This is a genomic window from Dysgonomonas sp. ZJ279 (genome assembly GCF_011039205.1).
In the GTDB taxonomy this organism is placed as follows: Bacteria; Bacteroidota; Bacteroidia; order Bacteroidales; family Dysgonomonadaceae; genus Dysgonomonas.
Genome location: NZ_JAAKEL010000001.1, coordinates 350,081 through 365,244 on the forward strand (window position 1 = coordinate 350,081; position 15,164 = coordinate 365,244).

Sequence of the window (15,164 nt, forward strand, 5' to 3'; positions counted from 1 at the left end):
AAAATTAAAGATACATGGAAACTATTCGTAGAACAAAGATTGTAGACATATTTCGTAAGCCTGATTTAGGCGCAGTAGTAAGCATAAAAGGTTGGGTCCGTACTATGCGTGGTAATAAATTTGTGAAATTTATTCACATGAATGACGGCTCCACAATAAATAATATTCAGGTTGTAGCAGATGTAGAAACTTTTGGCGAAGAATTCTTCAAAAGAATAAGCACCGGTGCATGCCTCCATGTTGTAGGACTTTTGGTTGAATCTCAAGGTCAGGGACAAAATTGCGAAATTCAGGCGAAAACAATCGAGATTTACGGAGAAGCTAATCCGGAAGAATATCCTTTGCAAAAACAAAAAAATGGTCCGTCATTAGAATTTTTAAGGGAGATTGCTTATTTGCGTCCTCGTACGAATACTTTCGGAGCTATTTTTCGTATACGCCATCACATGTCTTATGCAATACATAAGTACTTTAATGATAATGGATTCTTCTATTTTCACACACCAATTGTAACAGGTTCTGATGCAGAGGGTGCAGGCTCCATGTTTCAGGTAACTACACTCGATGTAAATAATCCTCCCCGCACGAAAGAAGGAGCGATTGATTATAAAGAGGATTTCTTCGGAGGGCAAACAAACCTTACAGTCTCGGGTCAGCTTGAAGGAGAACTTGGAGCAATGGCATTGGGTGGTATTTATACTTTCGGGCCGACATTTCGTGCCGAGAATTCAAATACACCGCGCCACTTAGCCGAATTTTGGATGATTGAACCTGAGGTTGCATTCAACGACATTCATGATAACATGGATTTGGCTGAGGATTTTATGAAGTATCTGATTAGTTACGCTCTCGAAAACTGTGCTGACGATATCGCTTTCTTATCTGAAAAATACGATGCGGAACTTATAGACAGATTGAAGTTTGTTGTTGAAAACGACTTTGTGCGTTTAACTTATACCGAGGGTGTCGATATTCTTGAGAAATCAGGACAGAAATTCGAGTTCCCTGTTTATTGGGGTGCCGATCTTCAATCAGAACATGAGCGTTATCTGGTAGAGAAACACTTTAAACGCCCTGTTATTTTGACAGATTATCCGAAAGAGATTAAATCTTTCTATATGAAACAAAATGAGGATGGGAAAACTGTTCGCGGAATGGATGTACTTTTCCCTAAGATTGGTGAAATCATTGGCGGATCGGAACGTGAAGCAGACTATGATAAATTAATGGCTCGTGTGAAAGAATTGGATATGAATGTAGATTCTATCTGGTGGTACACCGAGATCCGTAAATTTGGAACAGCTCCTCACTCGGGATTTGGATTAGGATTTGAGCGTTTGATATTATTTATTACAGGTATGGCAAATATCCGTGATGTAATACCTTTCCCTCGCACTCCTAACAATGCAGAATTTTGATATTTGAATAATACGATATGTAAAAGCAGCAGGATTTAATTCTTGCTGCTTTTGTTTTTTATATTACTTTTGCTAATGTTACTTTACAAGGAAGAAAATGAATTTCGTACAACCGGATATATTTAACCGCAGTGTTGCATTTGTGAGCAATTTATATGATAAATTAGAATCGAAGTTTACGTCTATCAGTCATAATAAGTTGTCGGGAAATATATCATGGATTTTGGTAATACTAATCTGCTTTAGTATTCTTCTTATTCTCAATATTTTTACGCCAATGACAGCCGATGATTTTGGCTATCTTTATATTCATGCCGAGGATGGTGCACGCGTTACCTCAATAGGTGATATCTTTCAGTCTCAATACAATCATTATTATATGTGGGGTGGGCGCAGTGTAGTTCATTTTATAGCACAAGCACTCTTGTTATTACCTCCGTTTGTTATCGATTTGTTGAATACGCTGGCATATATGGCTTATACTTTTCTTATTTATTGGTTTATAAAGGGGCGAAAAGCAGGTAGCATATTATTATTTATATTAGTCAATCTGGCAATCTGGTTCATTCAACCTGCGTTTGGAGATACTATTCTCTGGATCACAGGCAGTGCTAATTATTTATGGGGAACAACCCTTATTCTTCTATTTCTTCTTCCTTTCAGGCTTTATAATGGTCATAAACTGAATAGAATTTCTATGATAATCTGTTCTATCACCTTTTTTATCTTCGCCTTTATTGCGGGATGGACAAATGAGAATACGGCAGGTGCAATGTTGCTTATGGCAATCTTATTTTTAATTTATTATCGTTCCCGAAAATGGGATATTCCCGTATGGGCGATAACAGGTCTGATAGGAGCATTGATAGGATATATTATTATGATTCTTGCACCCGGAAATGCTGTCAGAGCAGGAGAGGCTGGACATCTAGGTCTGTTCATTATATGCTATCGTCTTTTGATGCATACATTGACGCTGTTTACTGATTATGGAATACTTATTCTATCTTATTTAGTTATTTGGGTACTCTCTAGACGTTTCTCTAGGGAAGAATCGAAAGATAGCCTGGAGTTGTCTCTAATCTTTTTAGTTGGAGCTTTAGCTGCTATCTATACAATGATATTCTCCCCATCGTTTCCTCCTCGGGCATGGTTCGGTATTCTAACATTTTTCATAATAGCTATTGGTATTTTGTTTTATAATTTTGATTATAAAAACAAGTTCCTGCGTCAGATAAGAGTCTCTATGCTCACGGTCGGATTTATTGCTTTCGCTTTCTCGTTTTATTTGGCGGCAAAAGATGTAAGCAGATTTTATTCTGTTTATAAAGAAAGGCAGATGTTAGTTGAAAAAGCTAAAAGGGAAGGTGCTACGACTTGCGAATTTGAAAGATACATTGCCGATACAAAGTTTGTACATACCGAAGAGGTTCTTTCGAGGCACATGATGCATGGTTATTATGGTATAGAGATCGTATTTAAAGAATCACTGCAAGAATAGTTACATAACGTTATATAATAGTCAAGCCTGAGAAGATTCCGACTATTCCGACCAAAATTAAAATAGTTCCAATTATCCGATTGAAAATCTGAAGTCCTCTGGGGTTAAATCTCCTGCGTAATTTATTTACGAGATATGTAATTAGCAGCCACCACAAAAATGCTCCTACGCCGATGAAAAGCACAGTTACCAGATCGAAAAGGAACGACTTATTAGCGTCAATAACATTGAAGCGTGCAAAAAGGGCTATATAAAGAAAGAGGGTTGCTATATTTGAAATGGTGAGGATAAGGGAGGATGCAAAAACTTTCCAGTATGATTTTTTATTTTCGCTAAGCTTAGCTAAACTTTTAGACGGATTTTTTCTGAAAATGACATAACCGAAGACTATGAGAACAAGGCTACCGATGATTTTTAGAGGACCTTCGTGCTGCTGAATAAATTCGGTACTAAAGCCAAGCCCTAGTGCTGCTATTATGGCGAAAAAAGCGATAATCATATCTCCGCCGACAGCTCCGAATCCAGTAGCTAGTCCGTATTTTTTTCCATCATTCAAAGTGCGTTGTACACAAAGCATTCCTACAGGACCCATAGGGGCAGAGGATAGGAAGCCAATGAATAATCCTTTTATAATGATTTCTAACATCAATTACCTTTTTCTGGTAAGTATTCCGTCATATTTCTATTCCGTAAATTGGTTGAATAACTAATACATATGCGAAATATTGCCCGCTCATCAAGGCAAAGATACTATCAAAAACTTAATAACCCGTGTTATATTTATTTAAAATAGTAAAGTACTGCCATATTATGTTAATCTGACAGTACTTCATTTCTGTTATAAGGAGCTTAATTTCAGTCCTATAAAGAATGTTCTGGGTAGCGATGGTCCATAAATATATTCTGAATCCCTATTAGGTCCTTTATCAAAATCCTTTTGCCTCTGATCAAACATATTCTGGATTCCACCATTTATTTCCAGATTATTTGTTGCATTCAGATTGAAAAAATAGGATAGTTTAATAGTCATATCCATAAAACTCGGCGTTCTTACTGTTCTATCTACCATTATTCCTTCTGCTCCTGCAAAATGAGGGGTAAGCATAGGGCCTGTATATACACCTGATAGTGATGCGGCATAGCTCTTTTTAGGGGTGGCAGTTGCCGTGAAAAATCCATAGGTGTCGGGAGAACGGAGCATTTCTTTCACAGGAGGAAGTGTCGGTTCGCTAGACCAGCTTATAGGAACAGTGTATCTACTTCTTTGCAGAGTAAATCCTCCTTGCACTTCTAGCCAGTTGACAGGCTGTATTGTAGCTTCCATATTTACGCCATATACATAAGCTCCATCTCCATTTTTGCGGGTCATAATTGTATTACCTTGTTCGTCGCTGCCTGTTTCTTCAGTAATGAATACTCTATTTATTTTTGTGTAAAAGCCTTCGACTAAAAAATACGAATAGATTTTATCATTATAAAAAGTGAAATCAGCCCCACCGTTTATTGAACTCGAATATTCGCGTTTGAGATCTTTATCTAAAACTGTAATGGTAGCACTGCCTCCTATAATAGGTACATCAAGATCTGACGCTGTTATCTGAGGTGCGCGATATCCCATCGAATAGGCGGCTCTTAAGTTTATCTTCTCTGTCAATTTGTAACGTAGGCTACCACGAGGAATGATATTGATGTTGTGAAGCATATTGTGTTTGTCGGCTCTTATTCCTAGGATAAGTGTCAGGTTATCATCTTTCCATTCATTCTGAGCAAATAGGCTACCGATATTTACTATTTGTTTGATATCCCTGCTATGGATAGAGTCATTCAGATTCGTATATTCTTGTGTATATCCGATAGTGAATTTAGCAGGCATAAATAATAATTTATCCATGTTGATTTCGTACAAAGCAGTTCCGGTCGCAGCTATCTCATATGTTTTTCCATATCCGTTCGGATCAAAACCTGCTCCGTAGTATCCCGTTCTTCTTGTGTCTTGGAGGGACGCATGTATAGATAGTTTTTTCTTATGGTCTTCGCTAAGGTGAGTGTATCCCGCACCTCCCGAATGGATATAATAATCTGTAGTTTCTGCAATCATAGCTTGATGAGGAGGTTTATCCATATTGTCTCCCCCTCTTCGGTATTCAGATATATAATGGTATTCGAAAGTTATTTTATCGCGAAGAGTTGGTTTTACAAACGATCTTAACCCAATAGATGAAGCTCTGTTTTTTCCAATTTCGGAGAAACCGTCACCATTAGCATCCCAAGGATCACGACTACGCATATTGGCAAAAAGCGAAATTCCCGATGTTTTGGATCTGTCTACAAATGATGAATTGAGGAACACGGTATTGTCTGCAGATTTTCCATCTATCATAGATAGGTTATATCTGACCTGATATGAATTTTTTTCCGGTTCTTTCGTTATTATGTTCATGACACCCCCGATGGCATTCGATCCATATAAAACGGAACCTCCTCCACGAATAACTTCTACTTGTTCGATCATATTGGTTGGCAATTGCTCTAAGCCGTACATTTGCGTTAACGAACTGAAGATGGGCTGACCGTCCATCAGCATTTGAGAATATTGTCCCTCCAGCCCGTTGATTCTGACTTCTTGCGTTCCGCAGTTCTGGCAGTTCGTTTCGACTCTAAGTCCTGGCATATAATTTAATCCCTGAGAAAGAGATACGGAGTTGGTTGCTTCAAATGTTTTTGTTGTCAATTGGTTTACTACGACTGGTGATAGCTTTCTGTTTAAAGCTCTGGCTGAGGCTTCAACTGAAACTTCATTTAAGAGCTGGCTTTCGGGTTCTATGTATAAACTTACATTTTTCGTTTCATTGTTAGCTATGTTCACCTCCAATCTCGAACTTGCATAACCTAAATATTGTGTGGTTAGTATATATGTGCCTGCCGGTATATTATTCAGAGAGAAATGTCCTGTCTCGTCCGACATAACTGCACGCTCGGTATTTTCTATTTTTACGATAACTCCTGGTAGGTGTTCTTCGGTTTGGCTGTCGAGAACATGCCCTTTTATTGCTGAAGCTCTTGGCTGTTGAGCCGATATGCTGAGAAAGCACACTATATAAAATGATAAAAGTATAATCTTTTTCATGTCAGTATATATGTTATATGGCTATAAACAGATGGGTTAGAACTAGTTTATACGCCAAATCATCGCCTGCAATAAATTATTATTTCAGACTATGAATAAATAAAATGTAATGAATTAAGATCGGATAGGTTTATCTCGATCAATATGGATTCTGTTCAGAATTTTATTAAGAAAGAATGCCGATGATAGAATTAAGAGTAGAAGGAGGAGCTCTTAGGTTGAAATAAGGGACTTCTATTGGGGAAACTTCGCTTAATATGGGCTGTTGGTAAGGTATTACCCGAAAAGATAGATGGACGAACGCTATTGTATTGCCCGAAGCCTCGAAAGAAGTAAGATTGGATAATTGATTAAGCGTGAAAAATCCTGCTGCATTGTGGCTATGCGTTTCAAAGGGAGGTATGTCTTTATCTCCCGGATTTTGAGTCGCTTTGTTGTAAGGATGAGAGTGTACATATATTGCACCTTGGTATACGTGCATATGTACAAAATAAGAAACACAGCCATAATATCCTATGTATAACAGGAGTAATAATCTGGCTGTGTATTTTATTTTATTTGCAATCAATTTTATTTAGGTTATTCTCTGTCCGAATATCTACTAAAGATAAGTCCCATTTTCATGTTTTTCTCATCTGTTCTCAATATAGCAGATGTAGGACTCATTAAGTTATAGATACCTGATGTCACATTTACATACGAAGATCCTGAAACAACTCTTTCCGTAAGCCTGTTTACCGGTATTATGGTGTATTTGAGATCAGGGATAGAGTTTTTGTCCATGTTTTTATAATGATCGGCATAGTAATTGATCAACTGGGATATATTATAGCTATTAAGCGAGAATTCGTAAGTATTTGTACCTGTATTTCTTGGCATAAGGAAACTCGATATATTATTCTCAAGTCTCTTATTCGGGAAGAAAGTCGGAAGAGAATCGCTATTTACAAATAAAAGCATTGCCGGTCTTTGTAATTTTGAAGCAGTCTCTTCTTCAGTGAAACCTTTTATGTTGAATGTCGCTGAATTTACTATTTTATTAGCACCCATTTTTCTGATTATCTCACCTAACGGAATGGTCAGCTCGGTAGCTACACCTGCAGGTGTTTTCAGATAAGATCTTGTAAGATCGGTGTTTTCTAAAAGTGCCGGATCTATTTTGTTTTGAATGCGATTCATCTGTATAACCTCCGGTGTCACAGCAAGGCTGAATATCGAAGTTCTGATTGAATCTGCAGTGTCACCACTATTACGACCTACATACTTATAAAAAATATCTAATGTAGTGTTGCTAACATTTAGAAGCGTACCATTACCAAAGTTAGTAGTAACATATATTCCGCGGAAGAATGTCTTTCTCAGTGATTCTGAATCTTTAAATGTTCCGGGATTTGTTTTCCACTCTTTAAGGAATCTTTGTCCGAAAAGTGTATCTACCTGCGTTGTAATCATTCTAGGTCCAACAGAGCCATCGCTATATTTTATTTGATATGCATCATTAACCGTAAAAGATCCGCTACCCAATAGATCTGCCGGGTCATAAAAATCTTTTGGATTAATATTTGTATAGAAGTTTTTTACTAATGGCGTGTTAAGTTCGTATGTAGATATTCCCATTAGATTTGTGGAATCTCCGCTGAAGCTCGAAAAAACAACATTTACTTGTACAGAATCTATCGAAAATGTTTTGTTTTTGAATGCCATGTCTTTAGGACAATAAAATTCAGACAGATAGTCTGATTTAACTTTTCCGAATATCGGATCAATATACTCGCCAAGAACTCCTGCTGCTGTACGAGCATAAATGCGATCTTCTAATGAAATAGTTTTTGCTGTGATCACAACAGTGTCAACACTAACGTATATACTGTCACTCTCGGTCTGGATAGAGCTTCCAACCGAATGTAAATCGTCATCACAAGCGATAAAGCTTATAGCAAGAAGTGCTATTATAAAACCTAATAATGTCTTTATTTTCATTCAGAATTAATTATTAAATGAATTTGGGCATCAAATATCCACAAAAAATACTGTTCTCAAAAGATAAACAGTATTTTTCTAGTTTTATTTTAGATACTTTAAATATTATCGTAAAAATTATTGATTGCATCCACCGAAGCCGCAACGTCTCCTTGGTAAGGAAGGAATTTTTTACCTGAAGCATTGGCATATTCCAGTACGGTAGGGTTTATTGTTTCTTCGCTTTGTATGATTCCATCAGCATATTGCATAGCAAACTTGCAAAGAGCCTCATAGCTGACCTCTCCTTTTGTCAAGTCGGCAACATCTGCATCTTTAATTCCGTCGAATTTTAATTTATTTGCAAAATTAGCACTGAAAGGTTGTTTAAAGTCGTCATTGTATAATGAGTATACAATTTTTGAATTTTTGAAGCAAGGATCGTCAGCGTATGCTTTTTTAATATAAAGACCGGTAAGTGCAGTCATCCATCCATGGCAGTCTATAACGTCAGGTATCCAGCGTAATTTTTTTATTGTTTCCAACACTCCTCTTATGTAGAATATACTGCGCTCGTCATTATCTGTGAATTCAACGCCTTCGTCTGTTGCGGTTGTAGCTTTGCGTTTGAAAAAATCCTCATTGTCGATAAAGTAGATTTGCATTCTGGCTGCTTGTATAGAGGCAACTTTGATAATAAGAGGGTGATCGGTGTCGTCTATAATCAAATTCATTCCCGAAAGACGGATAACCTCATGGAGTTGATTTCTTCTCTCGTTGATATTACCGAATTTAGGCATAAATGTCCTGATTTCCTTACCTTTTTCTTGTATAGCTTGTGGTAAGTATCGGCAATTTACTGAGATTGGAGACTCCGGAAGATAAGGTGTTATCTCTTGGGTAATGTATAAAATTTTCTTTGTGCTCATTTGTCTTATTTTACAGAACTGAATTGAAAGCACAAAGATAATAAAAAAAAATCTTGTTATTTGCAAACCAGACTTAACAAATTGCTGATTTTTTTGGTTTTATCTCAATTGTTATGAATTATTAGATATCTGTCTACGTTAAATTTGAAAACAAAAAAGAATGATTGTTTCACCGTTACATAAATATTTAGTTGCTTTGTATCCTCTTTAGGAATATATAGACTAAAAGAATGGATTTAATACACACCGTTAGTAAGTTGCAGGAGGCGATTTCGGCTCTGCGAACAAGTGGTAAAACTGTCGGCTTCGTTCCGACAATGGGAGCGCTTCATGCCGGACATTTATCATTAGTGAAGCAGTGTCTTATCGATAATGATATTTGTGTAGTTAGCATCTTTGTTAATCCTACGCAGTTTAATAATAAGGAAGATCTTGTAAAATATCCACGTAACCTTGAGCGGGATAGTCAATATCTTACTCAGGCAGGAGTCTCGATAATTTTCGCTCCATCCGAAGAAGAGGTTTATCCGGAACCTGATACCCGTCAGTTCGACTTTGGTCAGATCGACAAGGTGATGGAAGGGAAGCATCGTCCCGGACATTTTAACGGGGTAGCACAAGTGGTAAGCAGATTGTTTGATATTGTAAAACCCGATAAAGCATATTTTGGTGAAAAAGATTTTCAGCAGTTAGCGATTATCCGGGCAATGGTTAAGCAACTTGCCTTACATGTGGAAATTGTCGCTATGCCTATTGTCCGCGAGAATTCGGGGTTGGCGATGAGTAGCCGTAACGAGCGACTGACGGCTGAGCAAAAAGAGATTGCGATAAATATATCGAAGGTTCTTTTTCAAAGTAAAATATGGGTCGGTGATTATTCTGTCCAAGACCTGGTGAAAAAAGTAGTTGAAACTATAAATTCATTCGACGGTCTTGATGTCGAGTATTTTGAGGTTGTAGACGGGTATTCGCTACAATCTATTACTGATTGGTCAGAAGCCAATTACGTTGTAGGATGTATAGCCGTATATTGCGGAGAAGTACGCCTCATTGATGATATTGTTTATATTAAAGCATAATAGCTAAATAGTAGAAAGATATGATTGTAGAAGTTGTAAAATCGAAATTACATCGAGTTACAGTAACTGAAGCTAATTTAAATTACATAGGAAGTATTACTATTGATGAAGATTTGATGGATGCCGTGAACCTGATAGAAGGCGAAAAGGTACAGATAGTCGACAATAACAATGGTGAGCGTCTCGAAACCTATGTTATCAAAGGTGAGCGCGGTTCGGGAGCAATCTGCCTTAACGGAGCTGCTGCGAGAAAAGTGCAACCGGGTGATATTGTTATCATTATGTCGTATGCTCAAATGGATTTCGAAGAAGCTAAATTGTTCAAACCATGGGTGGCATTTCCCGATACTAAAACAAATAAGCTTGTGAAATAACAAGTTTTTTTCTACTAACTTTTCCACATTTATGTACTCCTATAAAGATATATGGCGGGTGAGCGTTCCTATAATGCTCGGGTTGCTGGCTCAAAATGTAGTTCAGGTAACCGCTACCTATTTTCTTGCATCTATTGGTGAAGGAGCTAAGGTTGCGCAGAGCGCGTCCGGTTTAGCCGGTATTTATTACATTGCTTTCTTTACGTTGTGTTTCGGTTTCAGTATCGGTGGTCAGATAATGATCAGTCGTCGTAATGGAGAGGGGAATCATAATAAAATAGGAAGTATTGTCATACAAGGTGTTTTGTTTTTAGAGTTACTTGCTCTCATTCTTGTGGTGGGCTCGTCTTTAATGACAAAGTTTATCCTACCTAAATATATAGACTCGGCAGAAGTATATCAAGCTATGCAAGCCTATCTTTCGTGGCGTATATTCGGATTGTTCTTTTCTTCTATAAATGTAATGTTCCGTGCATTTTACGTCGGTATTGCCCGTACTCGCGTCCTTACAGTGAATGCTGTAATTATGGCAGTCGTAAACTGTATAGGTGACTATGTGCTAATCTTCGGGAATTTTGGATTCCCTAAAATGGGTATCGAAGGTGCCGGTATTGCTGCCGTTATATCTGAAATAGCTTCAGTCCTGTTCTTTGTTATCTACACATTGAAGACAGTCGATTTGAAGAGATACGGATTTATGAAAATGCGGTTTAGATTTTCTATAATACGTAGTATATTAAATATTTCGTCTTTTACGATGGTGCAGTATCTGATATCTATGTCCACTTGGTTTCTGTTCTTTATGGCAATGGAGAAGCATTCGGTCGATGCGCTGACTATAACAAATATCGTTCGTAATTTCTATATGCTATTCTTTATTCCGATGAATGCCTTCGCTACGACTGCCAATACGCTGGTCGGAAATACGATGGGAGCTGGACGGATAAAAGATGTGATACCACTTGTTAAAAAAATATGCAGCTTGAGTATAGGGATTATATTTATTGTAATGCTCTGTACTGCCATTATGCCCGAATTTTGGATATCATTTATTACTCCCAAAGATTCGCCGGAATTAATTGGCTTATCAGTAAATCCTTTGCTGGTAGTTGTGTTAGCTTTACCTATTTGTAGTGTCAGCACTGTAATATTTAATTCTATATCAGGAACCGGAAATACACGTGCGGCTCTTTGTCTGGAAGTGATAACTCTTGTGGCCTATATCCTCTATATGATTTGGATCGTAATGTATAAGCAAGCTTCGGTTGCAGTATGTTGGACTGTTGAGTATGTATATTGGGGTGGCCTGCTCGTTTTGTCTTTTATTTACCTCAGATATGCGAGGTGGCAGAATAAGCGAATTTAGTAGGGTCACAGCTTCAAATAAAAGTCTTTCGTTAGATTTTTGAAATCATCAGTATATACATGCCTTTCTTTTTCAATAACCAGATCATCCTCTACTAAAGGAATATTTGCCTTTGAAAATTCCATTAGCACTCTTTTGGCTGTAGACATAGGGGTAGGAAAGATATTTGTAATGTGAGATATATAGAGTCCACTCTTTGCAGCTAAAGTAATAAGGGTATTCTTTTGCTCGTAAGGAAATATTATAGACAAATGTCCGTTATCTGCCAAATGCTTTGAGGATAGGGCAATCAGCTCTTCAATATATAAACTATCGGTATGGCGTGCTAAAGTGCGTTGCTTATCGGGCGATTTTAACGATTGCAGGAAGAATGGGGGATTAGAAACAATTACATCATATTTGATACTATTCCGTTTTGCAAAATCCTGAAATGATATATGTTGGCATTTGATGAGTTTGAAAAAAGGTGATTGTTTTATATTATCATTAGCTTGCTCCACAGCATCTGTATCAGTGTCTATTGCATCTATTTCAGTATCGTTTTTTCGCTGTGCCAGCATTAAAGATATTAAACCGGAGCCTGTTCCTACATCAAGTATTCTCTTTGCGCCTTCCAGTTTGGTCCATGCACCAAGTAATGTGCCGTCTGTACCTACTTTCATGGCGCATCGGTCATGATAGACAGTAAATTGTTTAAATTGAAAATACGGATTAGCCATGCGGTTTGATCAAACTGACAGATTCTTATACTTTTAAACTCTTGGCATAGATTTTGCTCTATAATCAGACAAAGTTAGTTATAATTCTGTACTTTTACACCCTCTTAAATTTAAAAGAGAAATATATAAAAAGGACATAAATATGTTTAAAAATAAGAAAGATCTTCTAGGTATTGGTGAAAGTGATGAACCTGTTATTTCAATCATTACAACCGATTTGATCGATGGAGACTGCTATATAAACGAAAAGGATTTGAAGGAAGAATTGTTTATTCTACCCCTTCGTAATACTGCTATATTCCCGGGAACAAGTTCGCCGATTGCTGTGGCAAGGAAAAAGTCGATGAAGCTGATAAAAGCCGCTAACCGCCAAAAAGGCAAGTTGGTCGGCCTTATTTGTCAAAAGGATTCCGACATAGACGATCCGGAAAAGGACGATTTGTATCCGGTGGGTGTTATTGCCGAAATTATACGTGTGATCGAGTTACCCGACAGCGATAATGTTACCGTTATATTCCAAGGTAAAAAGCGCTTCAGATTGACAGATGTAACGCAAACAGAACCGTTCTTAAAAGGACGTTATGAGATATTAGAAAGTGTTCCCGCATTGAAAACCGATTCCGAATATAAAGCATTACTTGATTCTATTCGTGAATTAATGGTTCAGATGCTACGCATGTATGGAGATCCTCCCAAAGAGTTTATTCAGCGAATGAACTCGGAATCTGTTAAATCTGTTTTGGTAAACTATTGTTGCACGAACCTTCCGGTATCGGGCGCTGAGAAACAGGCTTTGCTGGAGATTAACGACGAGAAAGAACGCGCTTATAACTTGCTGGTCATTCTCAACCGCGAGACTCAGATGATGGAAATGAAGCTCAATATCCAGATGAAGACTCGAGAGGAACTGAATCAACAGCAAAAAGAATATTTCCTACAACAGCAAATAAGAACTATTCAAGATGAGTTGGGTGGCAATCCACAGCAAGCCGATATCGAAGAGTTTAAAATCAGAGGTGCGAAGAAAAAATGGAGTAAGGATGTTGCTCAGGCATTTGAGAAAGAAATAAGTAAACTGGAACGTTTACACCCTCAATCGCCTGATTATTCAACTCAATATACCTATGTTGAGACATTGCTCGACTTACCTTGGAACGAATATACAAAAGATAATTTCAATTTAAAGAATGCGCAAAAAGTACTTGATCAGGATCATTTCGGACTTGAAAAAGTAAAAGAGCGTATCATAGAGCATCTTGCTGTGTTAAAACTGAAAGGCGATTTGAAATCTCCTATTATTTGCCTTTATGGCCCTCCGGGAGTTGGTAAAACTTCTTTGGGTAAATCGGTCGCAAAGGCTTTAAATCGCAAATATGTGCGTGTCTCGTTCGGTGGATTACATGATGAATCTGAAATCAGAGGACATCGTCGTACATATATCGGTGCTATGCCCGGTCGCATTATTCAGAATATACTGAAAGCGGGTTCATCTAATCCGGTATTTGTATTGGATGAGATCGATAAAATAGGATCAGATTTTAAGGGTGATCCGTCATCGGCTTTGTTAGAGGTTTTGGATCCAGAGCAAAATTTTGCATTTCACGATAACTATTTGAATATAGATTACGACTTGTCGAAAGTGATGTTTCTGGCAACAGCCAATAATCTATCTACCATATCGCAACCGTTATTGGATCGTATGGAGTTGATAGATGTTAGTGGATATATTATCGAAGAGAAAGTGGAAATTGCTTACCGCCATCTTGTTCCTAAGCAATTGGAAAATCACGGCTTAACAAAAGATGCGATTAATATTCCGAAGAAGACATTAGAAAAGATTGTAGAAAACTATACAAGAGAATCGGGGGTTCGCGAATTGGATAAAAGAATCGCGGAGCTTATGCGTAAACTTGCTCGAAAAGTTGCTTCTGACGAGGATTACAAGAAAACGATAGAGCCTGCTGACTTGCAAGATTATCTTGGAGCTGTAAAATATAGTAGAGATCAATATCAAGGTAATGATTATGCCGGAGTGGTTACCGGTTTAGCCTGGACGTCGGTTGGTGGAGAGATATTATTTATCGAAACATCTTTGAGCCGAGGTAAAGGTAGTAAACTCACCCTTACGGGGAATCTAGGCGATGTTATGAAGGAATCAGCTGTTTTGGCATTAGAATATCTTCATTCGCATAGTCAATATTTAGGCATAGATGAATCCATTTTTGAAAACTGGAATGTGCATGTGCATGTGCCCGAGGGTGCTATACCAAAAGATGGCCCATCGGCTGGTATAACCATGATTACATCTTTAGCTTCTGCTCTTACTCAACGCAAGGTTAAACCTAATCTGGCTATGACAGGTGAGATTACTTTACGAGGAAAAGTGCTTCCGGTGGGTGGTATCCGTGAGAAAATATTAGCTGCTAAACGTGCCGGAATAAAAGAGATAATTCTTTGCAAAGAAAATAAAAAAGATATAGAGGAGATCAAACCGCTTTATTTAAAAGGGTTGACGTTTCATTATGTTGGAGATATCAAAGAGGTTCTCGATATAGCCTTGTTGAAAGAGAAAATAAAGCATCCGCTCGATTTAGTAGCGAAAGATAATAAATCGGTAAATTGATAATTAAGTAAGTGTAAATCCCAGATTTGCACTTATTTTTTAAACAAAATTCTTACATTTGTACCTCAA

At 37.6% G+C, this 15,164-nt stretch carries 12 protein-coding genes; 6 read left to right on the forward strand and 6 right to left on the reverse strand.

The features are described 5' to 3' along the window. The first annotated feature begins 14 nt into the window (after nucleotides 1-14). Nucleotides 15-1,418: an asparagine--tRNA ligase gene (gene asnS / locus G7Y57_RS01545; RefSeq protein WP_165020409.1), complete on the forward strand. Its 1,404-nt coding sequence runs from the start codon at nucleotides 15-17 to the stop codon at nucleotides 1,416-1,418. A 97-nt stretch (nucleotides 1,419-1,515) separates the two neighbouring features. Further along, nucleotides 1,516-2,919 (forward strand): DUF6056 family protein, encoded by a 1,404-nt coding sequence (locus G7Y57_RS01550; RefSeq protein ID WP_165020410.1) that lies wholly within the window; start codon nucleotides 1,516-1,518, stop codon nucleotides 2,917-2,919. Between the two features lie 10 nt (nucleotides 2,920-2,929). Here G7Y57_RS01550 and G7Y57_RS01555 read toward each other — a convergent pair whose 3' ends face one another. The 5 genes from G7Y57_RS01555 to G7Y57_RS01575 form a co-directional block, all read right to left on the reverse strand. Continuing rightward, nucleotides 2,930-3,565 carry a LysE family translocator gene (locus tag G7Y57_RS01555; RefSeq protein ID WP_165020411.1) on the reverse strand — a complete coding sequence of 212 codons (636 nt, stop codon included), beginning with the start codon at nucleotides 3,563-3,565 and terminating at the stop codon, nucleotides 2,930-2,932. 192 nt (nucleotides 3,566-3,757) lie between these two features. Next, the gene (locus G7Y57_RS01560; protein WP_165020412.1) at nucleotides 3,758-6,046 is read right to left on the reverse strand and encodes a TonB-dependent receptor; all 2,289 of its coding nucleotides are present in this window, start codon (nucleotides 6,044-6,046) and stop codon (nucleotides 3,758-3,760) included. Between the two features lie 166 nt (nucleotides 6,047-6,212). Then, on the reverse strand, nucleotides 6,213-6,527 hold the full coding sequence (locus G7Y57_RS01565; protein ID WP_255491303.1) for a hypothetical protein: 315 nt from the start codon (nucleotides 6,525-6,527) through the stop codon (nucleotides 6,213-6,215). 98 nt (nucleotides 6,528-6,625) lie between these two features. Beyond that, on the reverse strand, nucleotides 6,626-8,026 hold the full coding sequence (locus G7Y57_RS01570; protein ID WP_165020414.1) for a DUF4270 domain-containing protein: 1,401 nt from the start codon (nucleotides 8,024-8,026) through the stop codon (nucleotides 6,626-6,628). Between the two features lie 98 nt (nucleotides 8,027-8,124). Then, nucleotides 8,125-8,934 carry a glycogen/starch synthase gene (locus tag G7Y57_RS01575; RefSeq protein ID WP_165020415.1) on the reverse strand — a complete coding sequence of 270 codons (810 nt, stop codon included), beginning with the start codon at nucleotides 8,932-8,934 and terminating at the stop codon, nucleotides 8,125-8,127. A 230-nt stretch (nucleotides 8,935-9,164) separates the two neighbouring features. On the opposite strand from G7Y57_RS01575, the gene panC reads away from it, so the two are divergent. From panC to G7Y57_RS01590, 3 genes are read left to right on the forward strand one after another with little or no spacing between them, the layout of a single operon-like run. Beyond that, nucleotides 9,165-10,013 (forward strand): pantoate--beta-alanine ligase, encoded by an 849-nt coding sequence (gene panC / locus G7Y57_RS01580; RefSeq protein WP_165020416.1) that lies wholly within the window; start codon nucleotides 9,165-9,167, stop codon nucleotides 10,011-10,013. Nucleotides 10,014-10,033: 20 nt separating this feature from the next. Continuing rightward, nucleotides 10,034-10,387: an aspartate 1-decarboxylase gene (gene panD, locus G7Y57_RS01585; RefSeq protein WP_165020417.1), complete on the forward strand. Its 354-nt coding sequence runs from the start codon at nucleotides 10,034-10,036 to the stop codon at nucleotides 10,385-10,387. A 31-nt stretch (nucleotides 10,388-10,418) separates the two neighbouring features. After that, nucleotides 10,419-11,753, forward strand: a complete 1,335-nt coding sequence (locus tag G7Y57_RS01590; RefSeq protein ID WP_165020418.1) for an MATE family efflux transporter — start codon at nucleotides 10,419-10,421, stop codon at nucleotides 11,751-11,753. A 5-nt stretch (nucleotides 11,754-11,758) separates the two neighbouring features. On the opposite strand, the gene G7Y57_RS01595 is transcribed toward G7Y57_RS01590, so the two are convergent. Next, nucleotides 11,759-12,472 carry a tRNA1(Val) (adenine(37)-N6)-methyltransferase gene (locus G7Y57_RS01595; RefSeq protein WP_165020419.1) on the reverse strand — a complete coding sequence of 238 codons (714 nt, stop codon included), beginning with the start codon at nucleotides 12,470-12,472 and terminating at the stop codon, nucleotides 11,759-11,761. Between the two features lie 142 nt (nucleotides 12,473-12,614). Between G7Y57_RS01595 and lon the strand changes: the two genes are divergently transcribed. After that, nucleotides 12,615-15,095 carry an endopeptidase La gene (gene lon, locus G7Y57_RS01600; protein ID WP_165020420.1) on the forward strand — a complete coding sequence of 827 codons (2,481 nt, stop codon included), beginning with the start codon at nucleotides 12,615-12,617 and terminating at the stop codon, nucleotides 15,093-15,095. Nucleotides 15,096-15,164: the final 69 nt, after the last annotated feature.